The sequence below is a fragment of the Streptomyces sp. NPDC020780 genome (assembly GCF_044334475.1).
Taxonomy (GTDB): domain Bacteria; phylum Actinomycetota; class Actinomycetes; order Streptomycetales; family Streptomycetaceae; genus Streptomyces.
Genome location: NZ_JBIRTB010000008.1, coordinates 127,747 through 145,620 on the forward strand (window position 1 = coordinate 127,747; position 17,874 = coordinate 145,620).

Annotated in this window: 16 protein-coding genes; 4 read left to right on the top strand and 12 right to left on the bottom strand. The window is 71.6% G+C overall.

Annotated features, from left to right (window positions below; genetic code table 11):
* Positions 1–20: 20 nt before the first annotated feature.
* Genes ACH4VO_RS17155 through ACH4VO_RS17170 form a run of 4 tightly spaced genes read right to left on the bottom strand, consistent with a single transcriptional unit; the run spans position 21 to position 2,988 of the window.
* Positions 21–1,343, bottom strand: coding sequence for an NADH-quinone oxidoreductase subunit D (locus tag ACH4VO_RS17155; RefSeq protein ID WP_360985223.1), 1,323 nt, complete (start codon positions 1,341–1,343; stop codon positions 21–23).
* Positions 1,343–2,059 carry an NADH-quinone oxidoreductase subunit C gene (locus tag ACH4VO_RS17160; protein WP_360985226.1) on the bottom strand — a complete coding sequence of 239 codons (717 nt, stop codon included), beginning with the start codon at positions 2,057–2,059 and terminating at the stop codon, positions 1,343–1,345. Before ACH4VO_RS17160 ends, ACH4VO_RS17155 begins: the two co-directional genes overlap by 1 nt.
* On the bottom strand, positions 2,056–2,610 hold the full coding sequence (locus ACH4VO_RS17165; protein WP_069171248.1) for an NADH-quinone oxidoreductase subunit B family protein: 555 nt from the start codon (positions 2,608–2,610) through the stop codon (positions 2,056–2,058). The genes ACH4VO_RS17160 and ACH4VO_RS17165 overlap by 4 nt, the downstream gene beginning before the upstream one ends.
* Before the next feature lie 18 nt (positions 2,611–2,628).
* Positions 2,629–2,988, bottom strand: coding sequence for an NADH-quinone oxidoreductase subunit A (locus tag ACH4VO_RS17170; RefSeq protein WP_031093067.1), 360 nt, complete (start codon positions 2,986–2,988; stop codon positions 2,629–2,631).
* A gap of 1,313 nt (positions 2,989–4,301) precedes the next feature.
* On the opposite strand from ACH4VO_RS17170, the gene ACH4VO_RS17175 reads away from it, so the two are divergent.
* Positions 4,302–5,147, top strand: coding sequence for a C40 family peptidase (locus tag ACH4VO_RS17175; RefSeq protein ID WP_360985230.1), 846 nt, complete (start codon positions 4,302–4,304; stop codon positions 5,145–5,147).
* A gap of 82 nt (positions 5,148–5,229) precedes the next feature.
* Here the strand turns inward: ACH4VO_RS17175 and mptB are convergent, their stop codons facing one another.
* The 3 genes from mptB to ACH4VO_RS17190 form a co-directional block, all read right to left on the bottom strand.
* Entirely contained in the window at positions 5,230–6,720 is a 1,491-nt protein-coding gene (gene mptB / locus ACH4VO_RS17180) for a polyprenol phosphomannose-dependent alpha 1,6 mannosyltransferase MptB (RefSeq protein WP_360985885.1), read from the bottom strand.
* Between the two features lie 225 nt (positions 6,721–6,945).
* The gene (locus ACH4VO_RS17185; protein ID WP_360985233.1) at positions 6,946–7,518 is read right to left on the bottom strand and encodes a hypothetical protein; all 573 of its coding nucleotides are present in this window, start codon (positions 7,516–7,518) and stop codon (positions 6,946–6,948) included.
* Between the two features lie 362 nt (positions 7,519–7,880).
* Entirely contained in the window at positions 7,881–9,164 is a 1,284-nt protein-coding gene (locus tag ACH4VO_RS17190) for a geranylgeranyl reductase family protein (RefSeq protein WP_360985236.1), read from the bottom strand.
* Positions 9,165–9,260: 96 nt separating this feature from the next.
* Between ACH4VO_RS17190 and ACH4VO_RS17195 the strand changes: the two genes are divergently transcribed.
* On the top strand, positions 9,261–9,779 hold the full coding sequence (locus ACH4VO_RS17195; RefSeq protein ID WP_360985239.1) for a GNAT family N-acetyltransferase: 519 nt from the start codon (positions 9,261–9,263) through the stop codon (positions 9,777–9,779).
* 97 nt (positions 9,780–9,876) lie between these two features.
* Here the strand turns inward: ACH4VO_RS17195 and ACH4VO_RS17200 are convergent, their stop codons facing one another.
* Entirely contained in the window at positions 9,877–10,569 is a 693-nt protein-coding gene (locus ACH4VO_RS17200) for a demethylmenaquinone methyltransferase (RefSeq protein ID WP_360985242.1), read from the bottom strand.
* A 249-nt stretch (positions 10,570–10,818) separates the two neighbouring features.
* On the opposite strand from ACH4VO_RS17200, the gene ACH4VO_RS17205 reads away from it, so the two are divergent.
* Together ACH4VO_RS17205 and ACH4VO_RS17210 are read left to right on the top strand one after the other, a co-directional pair.
* Positions 10,819–11,370, top strand: coding sequence for a hypothetical protein (locus ACH4VO_RS17205; protein WP_360985245.1), 552 nt, complete (start codon positions 10,819–10,821; stop codon positions 11,368–11,370).
* Between the two features lie 214 nt (positions 11,371–11,584).
* A complete protein-coding gene (locus ACH4VO_RS17210) occupies positions 11,585–12,364 on the top strand; it encodes a DUF3152 domain-containing protein (protein ID WP_360985248.1) in 780 nt (259 codons plus the stop codon).
* A 105-nt stretch (positions 12,365–12,469) separates the two neighbouring features.
* Here the strand turns inward: ACH4VO_RS17210 and ACH4VO_RS17215 are convergent, their stop codons facing one another.
* The 4 genes from ACH4VO_RS17215 to ACH4VO_RS17230 form a co-directional block, all read right to left on the bottom strand.
* Positions 12,470–13,117 (bottom strand): imidazolonepropionase-like domain-containing protein, encoded by a 648-nt coding sequence (locus ACH4VO_RS17215; RefSeq protein WP_360985251.1) that lies wholly within the window; start codon positions 13,115–13,117, stop codon positions 12,470–12,472.
* Positions 13,118–13,124: 7 nt separating this feature from the next.
* Complete coding sequence (gene mqnC / locus ACH4VO_RS17220; protein ID WP_360985254.1) at positions 13,125–14,324, bottom strand: cyclic dehypoxanthinyl futalosine synthase; 1,200 nt, start codon at positions 14,322–14,324, stop codon at positions 13,125–13,127.
* Between the two features lie 72 nt (positions 14,325–14,396).
* Complete coding sequence (locus ACH4VO_RS17225; RefSeq protein ID WP_360985257.1) at positions 14,397–16,031, bottom strand: serine/threonine-protein kinase; 1,635 nt, start codon at positions 16,029–16,031, stop codon at positions 14,397–14,399.
* Between the two features lie 732 nt (positions 16,032–16,763).
* Positions 16,764–17,642, bottom strand: coding sequence for a menaquinone biosynthesis protein (locus ACH4VO_RS17230; protein ID WP_360985260.1), 879 nt, complete (start codon positions 17,640–17,642; stop codon positions 16,764–16,766).
* Between the last annotated feature and the right edge of the window lie 232 nt (positions 17,643–17,874).

Consider the following 17,874-nt stretch of genomic DNA (forward strand, 5'->3'; position numbering starts at 1 on the left):
GACTTCTCGATTGGCTGCGGTCACCGGTCGACGCCTCCCATCACGGGGTCGATGGACGCGACGGCGACGATGACGTCGGCGACCTGGCCGCCCTCGCACATCGCCGCCATGGCCTGGAGATTGGTGAAGGACGGGTCGCGGAAGTGGACCCGGAAGGGGCGCGTGCCCCCGTCGGAGACCACGTGCACGCCGAGTTCGCCCTTGGGGGACTCGATGGCCGTGTACGTCTGTCCGGCCGGGACCCGGAAGCCCTCGGTCACCAGCTTGAAGTGGTGGATCAGGGCCTCCATGGAGGTGCCCATGATCTTCCTGATGTGGTCGAGCGAGTTGCCGAGGCCGTCGGGTCCCAGCGCGAGCTGCGCGGGCCAGGCGATCTTCTTGTCACCGACCATGACCGGGCCGGGCTCCAGCCGGTCCAGGCACTGCTCGATGATCCGGAGCGACTGGCGCATCTCCTCCAGGCGGATGAGGAAGCGGCCGTAGGCGTCGCTGGAGTCGGCTGTGGGCACGTCGAACTCGTAGGTCTCGTAGCCGCAGTACGGGTCGGTCCTGCGCAGGTCGTGCGGCAGGCCGGCGGACCGGAGGATCGGGCCGGTGGCGCCCAGCGCCATGCAGCCGGCCAGGTCGAGGTAGCCGACGTCCTGCATGCGGGCCTTGAAGATGGGGTTGCCGGTCGCGAGCTTGTCGTACTCCGGCAGGTTCTTCTTCATGGTCTTCACGAACTCGCGGATCCGGTCGACCGCGCCGGGGGGGAGGTCCTGGGCGAGTCCGCCGGGCCGGATGAACGCGTGGTTCATGCGGAGGCCGGTGATCAGCTCGAAGAGGTCGAGAACGAGTTCACGATCGCGGAAGCCGTAGATCATGATCGTGGTGGCGCCGAGTTCCATACCGCCGGTGGCGACGCACACGAGGTGCGAGGAGAGCCGGTTGAGCTCCATGAGGAGCACCCGCAGGACGGTGGCCCGGTCGGGGATCGCGTCCTCGATCCCGAGGAGCTTCTCGACCCCGAGGCAGTACGCGGCCTCGTTGAAGAACGGGGTCAGGTAGTCCATGCGCGTCACGAAGGTGGTGCCCTGGGTCCAGTTCCGGAATTCGAGGTTCTTCTCGATGCCGGTGTGGAGGTAGCCGATCCCGCAGCGGGCCTCCGTGACGGTCTCGCCGTCGATCTCCAGGATGAGCCGGAGCACGCCGTGCGTGGAGGGGTGCTGGGGGCCCATGTTGACGATGATGCGTTCGTCGTCGGAGGTGACCGCGGACTCGACGACCTCGTCCCAGTCCCCGCCGGTGACTGTGTATACGGTGCCCTCGGTCGTGGCACGGGGCGTTGCGTGTGGAGTGGTCATCAGCTGTACGACCTCCGCTGGTCCGGAGCCGGGATCTGGGCGCCCTTGTACTCGACGGCGATGCCGCCGAGGGGGTAGTCCTTGCGCTGCGGGAAGCCCTGCCAGTCGTCCGGCATCATGATCCGGGTCAGGGCGGGGTGCCCGTCGAAGATCAGCCCGAAGAAGTCGTAGGTCTCGCGCTCGTGCCAGTCGTTGGTCGGGTAGACCGCCACGAGGGAAGGGACGTGCGGGTCGCTGTCCGGGGCGGACACCTCGAGGCGGATCAGCCGCCCGTGGGTCAGCGACCGCAGGTGGTAGACCGCGTGCAGTTCGCGGCCCTTGTCCCCGAGGTAGTGGACACCGCTGACGCCCGTGCAGAGCTCGAAACGCAGGGCGGGATCGTCGCGCAGGGTGCGGGCGACCTGGAGCAGGTGCTCGCGGGCGATGTGGAAGGTGAGTTCGCCGCGGTCGACGACGGTCTTCTCGATGGCGTTCTCGGGGAGCAGGCCCTGTTCGTCCAGGGCTCCCTCCAGTTCGTCCGCCACTTCGTCGAACCAGCCGCCGTACGGGCGGGACGTGGCGCCGGGCAGGGTCACGGTGCGGACGAGGCCGCCGTAGCCCGAGGTGTCGCCGCCGTTGTTCGCGCCGAACATGCCCTTGCGTACGCCGATGACCTCACCGGAGTCGTCACGGGGCGCGGGGACCTGGCCGCTGTTCGTGTTCGGTACGTCGCTCATCGCAGCAGCCCCTTCATCTCGATCAGGGGCAGTGCGTTGAGGGCCGCCTCCTCCGCCTCACGGGCGGCCTCCTCCGCGTTGACCCCGAGCTTGGAGCCCTGGATCTTCTGGTGGAGCTTGAGGATGGCGTCGATCAGCATCTCGGGACGCGGCGGGCATCCCGGCAGGTAGATGTCGACCGGCACAATGTGATCGACGCCCTGCACGATGGCGTAATTGTTGAACATTCCGCCCGATGACGCGCACACCCCCATGGAGATGACCCACTTGGGGCTGGGCATCTGGTCGTAGACCTGCCTCAGGACGGGCGCCATCTTCTGGCTGACCCGCCCCGCGACGATCATCAGGTCCGCCTGCCGCGGGGAACCGCGGAAGACCTCCATGCCGAAGCGGGCCAGGTCGTAACGGCCGGCCCCTGTCGTCATCATCTCGATGGCGCAGCAGGCGAGGCCGAAGGTGGCCGGGAAGACGGAGGACTTCCGTACCCAGCCGGCGGCCTGTTCGACGGTGGTCAGCACGAAGCCGCTCGGCAGCTTCTCTTCGAGTCCCATGGTGTGCCCCTCAGCCCCTCAGTCCCATTCCAGGCCGCCCCGCCGCCACACATATGCGTAGGCGACGAAGACGGTGAGCACGAAGAGCAGCATCTCCACGAGCCCGAAGATCCCCAGGGCGTCGAAGGTGACCGCCCAGGGATAGAGGAAGACGATCTCGATGTCGAAGACGATGAACAGCATCGCCGTCAGGTAGTACTTGATGGGGAAACGGCCGCCTCCGGCTGGAGTGGGGGTGGGTTCGATACCGCACTCGTACGCTTCGAGCTTTGCCCGGTTGTACCGCCTGGGGCCGATAAGCGTGGCCATGACCACGGAGAAGATCGCAAACCCTGCCCCGAGGGCGCCGAGCACGAGGATGGGCGCGTAGGCATTCACGCTCCTCGCTCCTTCCAGTCGTCCTTGACCGTTGGACCGCATCGGGCGACCGGCTCGCCACCTCACCAAGATCGTGCACATGTGAGGCAGTTCACAAGCCCGACTGCCCCGCATCCTATGCCTGCCGTCCTGTGATCTGCGACACGGGGTGCGTCACCGAGTTTGTGATCTCCACCACCCGACGAACGATCATGAAGCCGGTTGAGCGGTGATCTACACACGCGAAGCGGCCGAGCCGTTACGAGACGTGACATTTGGCGGTGTTGCTGCTGGTCAAAGCCGTGCGGGCACTATCAATCGTAGGCACCTACATGCAAATTGGCGATGGACGCCATGGACGTGATATGGGCAAGGGCCGCAGTTCGCACCCACCCGGAAGAGGGGAAGCCCGGACGGAGGTGGACGGCGGCAACGCGCGCTCGTTCACCAACCCTCCGGATGCGGGTGGCAACTCTGCGCATGCGGGCCCGAAGTGGAGGATCGGACGGCTGAACGTGGGCCCTGGAGGGTGCGCCCGGCCCCCGGAACGGCCGGCACGCCGGCCCGGGGGCCGTTCCGGAATCCGGGCGCCGCCTCAGCACGGAGGTTGATCCCGGACTCGACCGTCGCGCCTGCCTGGGCGTGGTCCCGGACTCGGAGGTCACATCAGCCCAGGGGGCCGGGTCCCGGACTCGGTTGGGACTCGACCCGCACGTCGGCCCGGGGCTCGGCCGCCACATCAGCCCGAGGATCGCCCGGGGCTCGGCCGGCGCATCGACCCATACGTCGGCCCGATCGCTCGGCCGACGCATCGGCAACGGGGGCGGGCGCCCGGCCACCGGAAGGCGGGGCAGTCGTCGACGGCCGCCGGAGGGGGCGACGGAGGGCTGGACTCCGCGACCGAGGCCATCGGGCCCCCACCGCGGGCTCCCGGTTGCACGCCCCCGCGGAGCGCCCCCGAAAACCTCCCGAGCAAACCGGGCATGACTCACCAATAGGTCGCGAGGTGACACGAAGCGGGGTCCTCCGGGGGCCCACTTCCCACCCGGTCGCACGGTTGCCTCTCACCCCGGACCCACAGTGTGACCTGCGTCACTTCACGTATCCTGCGAATAAAGCGGGCTTGGCCAACCGTGTGAACAGATGGTAAGTGGCGGGCAATTCGGACGTATTGCTGAAAACCCGTGATCACGCGGGTGATTCCGTGTGCCCGTTTTGCCCGTTAGGGCGTCAATAAAGGCCACTGCTAAGCGGATTCACAAATTCCGAACGTAACTGTGTCGCAACACACGTTTCTTGATGGGACCCCTACAGCCCTGATAGCGCTAGTACCCATGTCCCACACCGCTCACATACCCAGCCACCGGAAGCCCCGCCAGAGTGCCTCGAAGACGGCGCTGCGGGCAGGAGTTGCCGGTGGCGTCCTCAGCACCATCGCGGTCGCAGGCGCGGCCGGCCCGGCTCAGGCCGAGCCGGTGACCCAGACCATCGAGATGCCCACCATCACGGCAGGCCTCTCCACCTCCGTCGCCGCCTCCGCGCAGGCCACCCAGGCCGTCGCTCTCGACCTCGAGACGCAGGCCTACGAGGACGCCGCGGCGGCCGACGCCGCCAAGACCGCCAAGAAGGCCAAGGCCGAGGCGGTCCGCAAGGCAGAGGCCAAGAAGAAGGCCGAGGCGGCCGCCAAGGCCAAGGCGGAGGCCGCCGAGCGCGCCTCCCGCACCGCCGAGCGCACGACGCTCAGCGCCTCTTCGGGCTCGTCCGGCTCCTCGGGGTCCTCGGCGTCCTCGGCGTCCCCCGCATCCTCGGCGTCCTCGAACGCCACGGGCTCCGCCGCGTCCGTCGTCGCGTTCGCGCAGGCCCAGGTCGGCGACGCGTACGTCTCCGGCGGCACCGGCCCCAACTCCTGGGACTGCTCCGGCCTCGTCCAGGCCGCGTTCCGTACGGTGGGTGTCGACCTGCCGCGCGTCTCGCAGAGCCAGTCGACCGCCGGAACCCAGGTCTCGCTCAGCAACCTCCAGCCCGGCGACATCCTGTACTGGGGTGGCGCGGGCAGCGCGTACCACGTCGGGATCTACGTGGGCGGCGGCCAGTTCGTCGGCGCGCAGAACTCCTCCACCGGTGTGGTGCAGAAGTCCCTGGACTACGACCCGCCGTCGGGCGCGGTCCGCGTTCTCTGATGCACAAGCACCGGACGCCCACGCTCCGGAACGCCTGAGTACGACAGCGGGCCGTCACTTCCCCTCCGGGAGTGACGGCCCGTCATCGTGCCGTGGACGGGGTACCGGGAGCCGCGTCCACGCCTGTTGCGGTGGTGGCCGCGGAGAGCAGGTGCGGCTCCGGCCCCCGGGCCTCGCCCGCCGCCCTCTCCCGCCGCAGGAGCAGCACGCCCGCCACGCACGTGAGGGCCACGAGCACGAAGCCGTACGGCGGAGTCGACCCCGAGGGCTGGGTCTCGTAGACGAGCGCCGCCGACAGGACGGCCACCACGTTCCGGACCCGGCCTTCGGTCGCGGTGGCGGCGAGCACCACCGTGCTCCACAGCAAGTACCACGGCTGCACCATCGGCGAGAGGGCCACCAGCGCCAGCAGTGCCAGGCCCAGGGCGTGCACCGGTTCCGTACGCCCGGTCGCGGAGTGCCACGCCAGGCGGGCGATCAGCGCCAGGGCCACAGCCAGTCCCAGGCTCTGCACCACGGACCTGACCGGGTCCGGGTCCGTGCCCGCCAGGAGTCGCAGCAGGTGCCCGAGTCCCAGGCCGAGGTCGCTGCTGACCGACAGCGCCGTGTGGATCCGGCCCGCGACCCCCTGGGTCCCCAGCCAGCCGAGACCGGTCCCGCCGAGCAGGCTCGTGCCCAGCGCGACCGCCACGGCGACCAGTCCCGGCGCCAGCAGCCCCTTCGCCACCCGGCGCACCACGGGACCGGCCGCGGCCCTGCCGACGACGACGCCGACGAACAGGAGCGCCACCGCCGCCGGGGACTTCACCGTCATGGCGAGCCCGATGAGCGCGGAGCCGGTGATCCACCTCCCGCGCAGGGCGAGCACCACGCCCGCCAGCATCAAGCCGGCCATCAGCCCGTCGTTGTGGACGCCGCCGATCACGTGCATGAGCAGCAGCGGGTTCAGGGCGCCCAGCCACAGCGCGGCGCTCTCGCTGCGGCCGTGCTCGCGGGCCAGCCGCCGCAGGGACCACACGACGAGGGCCAGGGCGCCCACCGCGATGATCCGCATGCCCAGCACGGCGGGGACGATCGTCCCGCCGGTCACCCACGCCACGCCCCGGGCGAGAAGGAGGAAGAACGGCCCGTACGGCGCGGGCGTGTCGGTCCAGTGCCCTCCGACGCTCGCCGCCGCGTCCCCGCCGGGTCCCGCGGGGTCCAGGACCGACGGCCCCACGCTGTAGACGTCGTGGCCTTCGAGGACCATCGCCCCCTGGGCGATGTAGCTGTACACGTCGGCGCTGTACAGCGGCGGCGCCAGCGCGAACGGGACCGCCCACCAGACCAGCGTGACGAGGCTGTGCCGGACGGAGGCTCCCGCCCGGCCGTACAGCCACCAGGCCACGACGAGGAGCGTCAGACCGCCGTACGCCAGGGCGTAGCCCGCGGCGTTCACCAGGGAGCCGTGCGGGACCCACAGGCCCCACGGGTCATGGGCCGGCAGTGTGCCGACGGCCCAGCCGCCCACGGCGGCGGCCGCCGAACCCGCCGCGCCCAGCCGGCGGTATCCGTCGGCGGTCCATGCCCGCATTGCCCGCATGGCCGCAACCTATCGCAGCGTGTGCGGGGTGCTGACCCCAGGACCGGGGGTTCCGGCGCCCTGGCCGGTGCGCTGCCGAGCGGGGCCGGGGTCTGTCCATCGCGGTGGAGAGCGGGTGGTCGAGGTTACTGACGGGCGGCGGAGAGCCGCGCGTAGGGCGGGCGTCGACGGTGGCAGAAGCCCCGCGGGTCCGGGGTCTCGGCTCCGGTCGAAGGGTCAGTGGTCGTCGGTGATGCGGGTGGCGATGCCGTCGCTGATCTTCACCTCGGCGGAGACGCCCTTCTTCGCGGCGGCTTCCAGCTCCTCCTCGGTGCACTTGGTGGCGGACTGGCCGCCCTCGTCGCCGCAGATGTCACCCGCGCCCCAGATCTCCGTGTCCTCGGCCGTGAAGAACGCCTGCTCCTCACCCTTCGGGCCGGAGACCGTGTACTTGCCGGGCGCCAGGTACGACACGTTCCCGAACCACGTGCCGCTCACGCCTTTGCCCCCCGTGCCCTGGCCTGCCCCGTCGCCGGCGCTCTCGGGGGCGGATCCCGAGCCGGCCTTACCGGTACCGCTGGAGTCGCTCCCCGCGGCCGGCGCCTTCGTGCCGGCGGAGGCCGACGCATCGGCCTTGCTGTCCGAACCCGACGAGTCCTCAGCCTCGGCAGCCGCCTCCGGCGAAGAGGCGGTGGCCGTCGCGGACGAGGAGGCCTTGTCGACCGTGTCGCTCTGGCAGGCCGTCAGCAGAGCGGTTCCAGCGACGAGGGCGGCGGCGAGCAGAACGGAACGAGTACGCAGGGAGGCCATGAGGGCGGTCCTTCGAAGAGTGGGAACAGCTGACTTCTGGGAACTGATTGTTCCTGCACCATGCACCACGTCGGCCACCGAGAACGGAGTGTCCTCGATCCACGACGCTCCTGTGACGATTCACGGACACGCCGGAGGGTCGTTGTCCGGAAGGCGGATACCCTCGTCCGCCGCTCGCCGGACGGAAGGGCGCGAGGCGATCTGCCGCGACCGTTCCGACGCCTCCGCACCGGCTGCCTCCGCCGCGGCTCCCGGCGCGATCCGGATCGCGACTCGGTGGCATGCCCGGCGGAGCCGGTGCAGCTCCTCCGACGTACGCCGATGACCGGGCCCGGAACGTCCCCAACCTCCCGGGACAGCCCTCAGGCCTTCGGGGCCACCTTGGAGAGGCCGTTGATGATGCGGTCCATGGCGTCGCCGCCCGTCGGGTCGGTGAGGTTGGCGAGCATCTTCAGCGTGAACTTCATCAGGACGGGGTGGGTGAGACCGCGCTGGGTCGCGATCTTCATGACCTTCGGGTTGCCGATCATCTTCACGAAGGCGCGGCCCAGTGTGTAGTAGCCGCCGTAGGTGTCCTTGAGGATCTTCGGGTAGTTGTGCAGGGCCAGTTCGCGCTGGGCGGGCGTCGCACGGGCGTGGGCCTGGACGATGACGTCCGCGGCGAGCTGCCCGGACTCCATGGCGTACGCGATGCCCTCGCCGTTGAACGGGTTGACGAGGCCGCCCGCGTCACCGACGAGCAGCAGGCCCTTGGTGTAGTGCGGCTGGCGGTTGAAGGCCATCGGAAGGGCCGCGCCCCGGATCGGCGTCGTCATGTTCTCGGGGGTGTAGCCCCAGTCCTCCGGCATGGAGGCGCACCAGGCCTTGAGCACCTCGCGCCAGTCGAGCTCCTTGAAGGCGGAGGAGGAGTTGAGGATGCCGAGGCCGACGTTGGACGTGCCGTCGCCCATGCCGAAGATCCAGCCGTAGCCGGGCAGCAGGCGGTCCTCGGCGCCGCGGCGGTCCCACAGCTCCAGCCAGGATTCCAGGTAGTCGTCGTCATGGCGGGGCGAGGTGAAGTACGTGCGGACGGCGACGCCCATCGGGCGGTCCTCACGGCGGTGCAGGCCCATGGCGAGGGAGAGCCGGGTGGAGTTGCCGTCCGCGGCGACGACGAGGGGGGCGTGGAAGGTGACCGGGGTCTTCTCCTCGCCGAGCTTGGCGTGCACGCCGGTGATGCGGCCGGTGCGCGGGTCCGTGATCGGGGCGCCGACGTTGCAGCGCTCGTGCAGCCGTGCGCCCGCCTTCTGCGCCTGCCGGGCCAGTTGCTCGTCGAAGTCGTCGCGCTTGCGGACCAGCCCGTAGTCCGGGTAGGAGGCGAGATCCGGCCAGTCCAGCTGGAGGCGGACGCCGCCGCCGATGATGCGCAGGCCCTTGTTGCGCAGCCAGCCGGCCTCTTCGGAGATGTCGATGCCCATGGCAACGAGCTGCTTGGTCGCGCGCGGGGTGAGACCGTCACCGCAGACCTTCTCCCGGGGGAAGGCCGTCTTCTCCAGGAGGAGGACGTCGAGTCCGGCCTTGGCGAGGTAGTACGCGGTCGTGGAGCCGGCTGGACCCGCTCCGACGACGATCACGTCCGCGCTGTGCTCGGAGAGGGGCTCGGTCACGGTCGGATCTCCCGAAGACTCGAATTCGCGTGCCGCGCGGCACTGGTCACGTGCAGTCTATGGGTGCCTGCTGATCCGTCACCGAAGGGCTCCCCGATGTCGCTCGCGCCTCCCGCCGCCCCCTCCGTACACCTGCGTGTCCCGACCGACGAGGACACCCTGGCCTGGCACCGCGTCTTCGACGACCCGGAGGTGATGGAGTTCCACGGCGGCCGTGCGGCCGAGTACTCGGTGTACGAGGAGCTGACCGCCCGGCAGCGCCGGCACGACGCCGAACTGGGCTACTGCCTGTGGACGCTGACCGACGACGCCGGGCAGGTGCTCGGCTTCACGGGCGCCCAGCCCTGGCCGCACACCTCCTTCGGTCCGGTGGGCGCGACCGAGATCGGCTGGCGGCTGGGCCGGGCCGCCTGGGGACGCGGGTACGCCACCACCGCCGCGCGGGCCACCCTGGAGCGGGTGCGGACCGCTGGCGTCGCCGAGGTGGTGGCGATGGTCGACGTGCGCAACGAGCGTTCCCTCGCGGTCGCCCGGCGGCTCGGCATGCGGCAGGCGGAGTCGTACACGAGCCCGGTGACGCGGCAGGAGGCCCACTGCTTCCGGCTGGAGCTGTGAGTGACGCCCCGCCGCACCGGGCGGCCGGGGCTCGGACGCACACGCATCGCTGCGGTGCCGGGGCTCGGACGCGCACGCACCGGTGCGGTGCCGGGGCTCAGGCGCGCACGCCCCGGTGCAGTGCCACCACGCCTCCCGTGAGGTTGCGCCAGCCGACCTTCGACCAGCCGGCCTTCTGCAGCAGGCCCGCGAGACCGGCCTGGTCGGGCCAGGCGCGAATGGACTCGGCGAGGTAGACGTACGCGTCCGGGTTGCTGCACACCGTGCGGGCGACCGGCGGCAGGGCCCGCATCAGGTACTCGGTGTACACCCGGCGGAAGGGCTCCCAGGTCGGCTGCGAGAACTCGCAGATCACCACCCGGCCGCCGGGCTTGGTCACCCGGTACAGCTCGCGCAGCGCCTGGTCGGTGTCCTGGATGTTGCGCAGTCCGAAGGAGATCGTGACGGCGTCGAAGGTCTCGTCCTTGAAGGGGAGCCTGGTGCCGTCGCCCGCGGTGAACGGCATCCACGGGTGGCGCTCCTTGCCGACCCGCAGCATGCCGAGCGAGAAGTCGCAGGGCACCACGTAGGCGCCGGCCCGGGCGAACGGCTGAGAGGAGGTGGCGGTTCCGGCGGCCAGGTCGAGGATCTTCTGCGCCGGGCGGGCGTCGACCGCCCGGGCGACCTCCTTGCGCCAGAGCCGGGCCTGCCCGAGGGAGATCACATCGTTGGTGAGGTCGTAGTTCGCCGCGACATCGTCGAACATCGAGGCGACTTCGTGCGGCTGCTTTTCCAGGGATGCTCGGGTCACCCACCCATTGTGCCGGTCGCGCCCCGGCGTGGACCGGGCAGGACCGTACGCGGCGCGCTGCCCGCCGCCGTACCCGCCCGTGGCGGACCCGGACGGCCTCGCGCTGCCGGGGCGCCGCTCCCCCGCTCACCGGCGGTCATGTCCATCCGTTCGTATTCGCCTTCAACCTTTTCGGCCGCAGTCCTCTCTGTAAGGGCGGAGCAGAAACCGGCGGCACCGCCGGGCGGGCCGGACGCGGGAGGAGGGCGGATGCACACGGACGCGGAGGGAGCGGTCGCGGACGGCGGCGGGGACGGTTTCGAGGCGTACGCGCGGAGCGGGCAGCGGCGGCTGTACCGGACGGCGTACCCGCTGTGCGCAGACGCCGAGGCGGCGCGGGACCTCACGCAGACCCCGTCGGCCAAGCTCTTCCGGTACGGGCACCGGGCCGGTGCGGCCGGCCACGTCGACGCGTACGCCAGCACCGTGCCGGTCCGCACCTCCGGTACCCGTGAGCGCCTGACCTGCGGCCCGGTGTCACTGGCGGACGGTACGGTCGCCCGTGCGTACCGGCAGCCCGTCGACTCCCCGGCGCGCGGGGAGGTCTCCCTCCGTCTCGCCGTCGGGAGCAGCGACGTCTTCCTGACCGTCTCGCCGCCGGAGCCGACGCGACCGGCGACGACGCCGCAGTCCTCGGCCGCATCCGCTCCTCCCACGCTGCCCCAGCTGATCAGCGCGGTGGACGACACCCGGTTGCAGGAGCCGGTGTCGTACGCCGACGCGCATCCCGTACTGAAGAGTGGAACGAACAGTGCCGACTGAACGACACCTCCCCGCCCGTGGGCCGCGCCCCTCAGGCCAGGCACCGCGCCCGTCGGGCGGGCCGCCCGTATCCGGCAGCGGGCGGGAGGACGGGCCCCGGGGCCGCGGCGCCGGCCCGTACGGCCGCGCCCCCCGGACGGCCGGGAGCGGCGGCCCGGGTTCCCGCACCGGGCGCGGCCGGGCGCGGCACAGACCTCGTGCCCGGCGCCGCGCGGTGCTCGCCGCGCTCGCGGTGGCGGCCGCGGTGACCGCCGCAGCGGTGCTCCTGGACCTGCTGCCGGGAACGGACGGCGGCGGGGCGGTCGCGGACGAAGCGCCGACGAGGGCCCTCTCCGCCTCCCCGGATCGCACGTCCGCGCCGGCCGCGGTCGCCGAGGACACTCCGCCCCCGTCCCCGCCGGCTTCCCCGCGCGTCACGGCGACGGGGAAGAGCGTTCCCCGGTCGGGGCCCGGCACGTTCACGGTCGCCCGCGCGGGGCTCTCACCGGCCTCGGGCGGGAAGCACTACCGGGTGGAGGTCGAGGACGGCCTGGACGTCGATCCCGACGAGGCCGCCGACGACATAGCGGAGATACTCGGCGACCCGCGTGGCTGGTCCCACGGGGGGAGGACGACCTTCCACCAGGTGGCCGACGCCTCCGCCGGACTGGTGATCAAGATCGCCACCCCGGACACCACGGACGCGATCTGCGGAAAGTACGGGCTGGACACCGGCGGCGAGGTCAACTGCCGCGTCGGCGAGAAGGTGATGGTCAACCTGAAGCGCTGGGAGCTCGGTTCGCCGACCTTCGACGGTACGGCGGCCGAGTACCGCGCCCTGATCATCAATCACGAGGTCGGCCACTGGCTCGGGCACGGCCACGAGACCTGCCCCGGTGCCGGACGCCCGGCCCCCGCGATGATGCAGCAGATCAAGGGGCTCAAGGGATGCAGGTCGAACGCGTGGCCGTACGACAGGAACGGCCGCTACCTGAGCGGCCCGTCCGTACCGTAGGCGCGTCCGAACCGTAGGCGCGGCAGGGCCACCGGGGGGCGTACGCCGCACCGGCTGCGGCGCGCGCCACCCGCCTCACCGCCGCCGGTGGACAGTCGGCCGTCCTCACCGCCGCCGGTGGACCAGCCGGCCGCCGAGCACCGTGGCGACGCAGGCCCCGGCGCCCGCCGCGACCAGCGCCGCCTCGTCGGGCACATCGAAGACGGCGAGGTCGGCGCGGCCCCCGACGGTGAGCGGGCCGTGCACGGAGCCCGCCAGGTCGCGGCCGTGGACGAACGGGTCCAGGTCCGGCTCGCCCGGGAGGCCGCCGGCAGCGGCGGCGACCGGCGTGAGGCCCGAGCGGACCACGGCGGTGCGTACGGCCCGGTCGTCGAACGGGCCGGCGAGGTGCGTGGTGCCGTGGCGCAGCATCCGCTGCAGCCCCCGGCGCACGCTGCCGGCCCGGCGCGGCTCGTCCAGCCGCCCACCCAGCCGCTCGAACTCCGCGGCGGTCAGCGGCTCTTCACCGAGCTCGTCCGCCTCGCGCGGGTCGGGGTGGTAGCGGCGGGTCAGCAACCCGAGGCCGTGCCACTGCCGGAGGCCGGGGGTGAGGACGCCCGGCCACCGCCGCACGCGGGCCGCGGGGTGGGCCTCCACGACCGCCTCGTACGGTCCGAGGGCCACGACGCGGTCGCCGTCCACGGCGACGGCACCCTCGGACATGGCCGCCGCGCCGACCGGAAGGACCAACGGCGCGGTGTGAACGGTCAGCATGAATGGCTCAGTTGGCGCTCAGGAGCTTCAGCTCCGGGTGCGCCGTGCCGCCGGAGATCGCCGTGGACGAGATGTGCGAGACGACGCGCTCGTCGACCGGGTCGTTCGCCGGGTCGTCGTGCACGACGAGGTGCTCGTACGTCGTGGCGCGCTGGGCCGGCACACGGCCCGCCTTGCGGATCAGGTCGATGATCTCGAGCCGGTTCGAGCGGTGCCTGGCGCCGGCCGAGGAGACGACGTTCTCCTCCAGCATGATCGAGCCGAGGTCGTCCGCGCCGTAGTGCAGCGACAGCTGGCCGACCTCCTTGCCGGTGGTCAACCAGGAGCCCTGGATGTGGGCGACGTTGTCGAGGAAGAGCCGGGCGACGGCGATCATCCGCAGGTACTCGAAGAGCGTGGCCTGCGTCTGCCCCTTCAGCTTGTTGTTCTCCGGCTGGTAGGTGTACGGGATGAAGGCGCGGAAGCCGCCCGTGCGGTCCTGCACGTCGCGGATCATCCGCAGGTGCTCGATGCGCTCGGCGTTCGTCTCGCCGGTGCCCATCAGCATGGTGGAGGTGGACTCGACGCCGAGGCCGTGCGCGATCTCCATGATCTCCAGCCAGCGCTCGCCGGACTCCTTGAGCGGGGCGATCGCGGTGCGCGGCCGGGCCGGCAGCAGTTCGGCACCGGCGCCCGCGAAGGAGTCGAGTCCGGCGGCGTGGATCCGCTGGATGGCCTCCTTCGCCGGGACGCCGGAGATGCGGGCCATGTGCTCGATCTCGGAGGCGCCCAGCGAGTGGATGACCAGCTGAGGGAACGCCTTCTTGATGGCGGAGAAGTGCTCCTCGTAGTACTCCACGCCGTAGTCCGGGTGGTGGCCGCCCTGGAACATGATCTGCGTACCGCCCAGTTCGACGGTCTCGGCGCAGCGGCGCAGGATGTCGTCGAGGTCGCGCGACCAGCCCTTGGCCGTGTCCTTGGGGGCGGCGTAGAACGCGCAGAACTTGCACGCCGTGACGCAGACGTTGGTGTAGTTGATGTTGCGCTCGATGATGTACGTCGCGATGTGCTCGGTGCCGGCGTAGCGGCGGCGGCGTACGGCGTCGGCGGCGGCGCCCAGGGCGTGCAGCGGTGCCGACCGGTACAGGTCGAGGGCCTCTTCCGGAGTGATCCGCCCGCCTTCGGCGGCTCGGTCGAGGATGGGCTGGAGGTCGGCCTTCTCGGTCACCGGGCTGTCACCTTTCGGCGGTTTTTCAACGGATCTGCGGACCGATCCAGCCTACGCCAGCCCCTGCCGGGGTCAGCCGCCGGACCGGCTGAGCGTGCCCTGCGGGTTGCCCGCGGCCTCCTCGTGGGACCGGTAGCGCAGCGTGCCGGCGGAGGTGAGCGTGAAGTCGAGGTCGGCCTCCCCGCCGGTGCACAGGGAGCTGCCGGCATTCTCCGGGTCGGTGCGCTCCCGGATCCTCAGTTCGTCCGGGGTGGCGGAGACGAGCCTGCCGATGCCCTTGCAGACGACGGTCGTGCCGAGGACGTCGAGCCGGTGTGTGAGACGGACGACGTCCTCGCCCTTCGCGCCCTGGGTGAACACGGCGGTGACCGTGCCGTGCGGCAGTCCGCCGCGTTCGGTGGCGGACCCCTTCCACGTGCCGGCGAACGCCGAGGGGAGCGCGTCGACGGAGGCGGGGCCCCCGGGATTCTTCGACGCGGTGGCCGCCGGGGGCGGGGCCGCTCCTTGGTCGGTCCCCCGGTCGCCGCCGGGAAACCAGTCTCCCAGCGTCGCGGCTCGGACGGTCACGGCGGCGAGCGCCCCGGCGACGGCGAGCGCGACGGTGCAGCTCACCCGCCGCCCCCGGCGCTCGCCGGGCCGTGTGCCCGGCTGCCCGGCGTCCATGGTGAGGGCGATCCGGGCGCCGCCGTCCGCCGTGGGCGACGGTACGTCCGGCGGGGGCGGCACGAGCGGGGGCCCGAAGGAACCGGGCGGAGGGCTCGTGAGGGAGGCGTTGCTGAACGGCACCGGACCCGACCGCACCGGTGCCTCCTGGGGCTCCAGGTCCAGCAGGGCCACCGCCGCCCGGCTCACCTCGCGCTCCAGGGCGCCGGGCAGCCATCCGGCCGCCACGAGTACGGCCGCCCCGCCGGGCGCGAGCGTGCGGGCCAGCTCCGCCGGGGCGGGCCGGTCGGCGGGGTCCTTGGCGAGACATCCGGCGACCAGGTCGCGCAGCTCGCCCTCCAGGTCCCCGAGTTCGGGCTCCTCGTGCACCACCTTGTAGAGGAGTACGGCGGAGGAGTCGCCCGGGAAGGGCTCGCTGCCGGTCGCCGCGTAGGCGAGTACGGCTCCGAGCGAGAAGACGTCGGCCGCGCCGGTGATGTCGAGGCCCCGGATCTGCTCCGGCGCCATGTACCCGGGTGAGCCGACGGAGACTCCGGTGGAGGTGAGGGAGACGGTGGCGCCGACCGCCCGGGCGATCCCGAAGTCGATGAGCCGGGGGCCCTCGACGGCGAGCAGGACGTTGGAGGGTTTCACGTCCCGGTGGATGAGGCCGTGCGCGTGTACGGCGTGGAGCGCCTCGCCGAGCCCGGCGCCCAGGGCCCGCACCGCGTGCACGGGCAGCGGCCCGTACCGGGTGACCGCGTCGGAGAGCGGCGGCCCGGCCACGTAACCGGTCGCCACCCAGGGCACGGGCGCGTCCGGGTCGGCGTCCAGGACGGGGGCCGTCCACTGTGCGCCGAGCCGGCGCGCGGCCTCGACCTCGCGGCGGAACCTCGCGCGGAACTGCTCGTCGAGCGCGAAGTGCGGGTGCACGACCTTGACGGCGACGGTCCGCCCGCCCGCACTGCGGCCGAGGTACACCCGGCCCATTCCGCCGGCACCGAGCCTGCCGAGGAGCCGGTAGGCGCCGATCATCCGCGGTTCGCCGGCTTCCAGCGGCTGCATATGGTCTCCCCTTGTGGACCGTGGGACCTCCCAGGCAGCGTAGAGGCCCGGGGTCGCATGGTCGCAGAGCGCCGTTCCGCCGATTTCACCCCTAACGGCACGAAGTGCGGTTTTCGCCATCGCGAAAGGCGTGAATACATCGCTCGCCGTTACGCATAGCGGTTCGACGGCCGGATACCGGAACGTAAACCGGAGGCGTTCGGGATGCCATCCGCTATTCGCCGCACGGCCGACCCGGTCCATTCGCGGCATTGCCCGGGATGGGAATGCGCGCCGCACTCCGGAGAAAAAGGGACGGACCGGGAGGGCGGGCCGGAAAGTAAGGGTGTCCCGCAATTCCCGGCGGATCGGCGCGCGGCGTCGGACGCGGTGCGTCGCACGGCGGAGGGATGTCCGCCTACGGGACGCGTGGGGACCGTTCCGACGACCCGGCGAGGTGCCGTGGCCGTCGTCGCGCGCCCGCCGGGACGTGCCGGACAGCCCTCGATGCCGGGAAGGCGCGGCGGCGGACCGGGACGGCGCCGGCACGGCGAGCCGGCCGACGCCACGGGCCGCGACGACACCGGAAACAGAGACGGGGCCGGGACGCGGCGGCCGGGAAGGCGGCGGCCGGACGGGCACGGAAGACAGGCCGGCAAGGAGCGCCGAGCGGAGCCAGGGAAGGCGCGTCAGGCGGGACCGGGAAGGCACGGGCTTCCCCTTCTCTCCCGCACCGTTCCCGCACCGCCCACCTCAGCCGCCGAGGAGTTCGACCCTCACATCCGCGGGGAAACCGGTCGTCGGGCCGGTCCTGCGGGCGAACTCGCGCACCCCCGCCAGCTGGTCCGGTCCGAAGCGGAAGTCCAGCGTGGTGAAGTAGCGCTCCAACGTCTCGGAGTCGAAGGCCTCCCAGCGGGCCGCCTGCTCCGCGACCTTGGTGACCTCCTCCAGCGACAGGTCGCGCGAGGCCAGGAACGCCTCGTGCACCTTCTCCACGTACCGGGGATGCGAGGCCAGGTAGTCCTTGCGGACCGCCCAGACCGCGAAGACGAAGGGCAGCCCCGTCCACTCCTTCCACATCCGGCCCAGGTCGTGGACCTGCAGCCCGAGCCGCGGGGCGTCGTGCAGATGGGCACGCAGCGCGGCGTCGCCGATGAGAACCGCCGCGTCGGCCTCCTGCATCATCAGGCCGAGGTCGGGCGGGCAGGTGTAGTAGTCGGGGGTGACGCCGTAGCGCTCGGCGAGCAGCAGCTGGGCCAGGCGTACGGAGGTGCGGGAGGTCGAGCCGAGCGCCACCCGGGCCCCGTCGAGCTGGTCGAGCGGTACCTGCGAGACGATCACGCACGACATGACCGGCCCGTCGCAGCCGACCGCGATGTCGGGGAGGGCGACCAGGTCATCGGCGTGGCGCAGGAACTCGACCAGGGTGATGGGACCGATGTCGAGGTCCCCTGCGACCAGCTGCTCGCTGAGTCTCTCCGGAGTGTCCTTCGAGAGCTCCAGGTCGAGCAGGGTTCCGGTCCGCGCCAGGCCCCAGTACAGGGGGAGGCAGTTCAGGAACTGGATGTGGCCGACGCGCGGCCTGCTGCGACGGTCGTCGCCTTCCACGGGAGAGACGGTTGAATTGTCCACATCGCGAGGCTAGACCCGTGCCCGCAGACGGGCATCATCGGGGCGCCCGGAGAGTCCCCGGCGCCTTGTCCGTCAGCTCTTCGGCGGCGCAATCAAACATCCGGGTGAAGTGATCTTTCCCTCTACCGCTCGCCGCTGAGTGCGTGCTAGGCTCGTTCGCAAGTTGCAGTTTGGTTTCCCTTGCAGTACAGAGCCTGCGGAGCATGTAACCCGCAGGCTTTTGTAGTTTTCA

Bases quoted from the DNA above. Each gene is read 5' to 3' on its own strand.
- mptB (WP_360985885.1), bottom strand. From the start codon at position 6,720: ATGCGGGCATGGACCGCCGACGGATACCGCCGGCTGGGCGCGGCGGGT.
- ACH4VO_RS17225 (WP_360985257.1), bottom strand. From the start codon at position 16,031: ATGCAGCCGCTGGAAGCCGGCGAACCGCGGATGATCGGCGCCTACCGG.
- ACH4VO_RS17175 (WP_360985230.1), top strand. From the start codon at position 4,302: ATGTCCCACACCGCTCACATACCCAGCCACCGGAAGCCCCGCCAGAGT.
- ACH4VO_RS17205 (WP_360985245.1), top strand. From the start codon at position 10,819: ATGCACACGGACGCGGAGGGAGCGGTCGCGGACGGCGGCGGGGACGGT.
- ACH4VO_RS17195 (WP_360985239.1), top strand. From the start codon at position 9,261: ATGTCGCTCGCGCCTCCCGCCGCCCCCTCCGTACACCTGCGTGTCCCG.
- ACH4VO_RS17155 (WP_360985223.1), bottom strand. From the start codon at position 1,343: ATGACCACTCCACACGCAACGCCCCGTGCCACGACCGAGGGCACCGTA.
- ACH4VO_RS17160 (WP_360985226.1), bottom strand. From the start codon at position 2,059: ATGAGCGACGTACCGAACACGAACAGCGGCCAGGTCCCCGCGCCCCGT.
- ACH4VO_RS17215 (WP_360985251.1), bottom strand. From the start codon at position 13,117: ATGCTGACCGTTCACACCGCGCCGTTGGTCCTTCCGGTCGGCGCGGCG.
- ACH4VO_RS17185 (WP_360985233.1), bottom strand. From the start codon at position 7,518: ATGGCCTCCCTGCGTACTCGTTCCGTTCTGCTCGCCGCCGCCCTCGTC.
- ACH4VO_RS17165 (WP_069171248.1), bottom strand. From the start codon at position 2,610: ATGGGACTCGAAGAGAAGCTGCCGAGCGGCTTCGTGCTGACCACCGTC.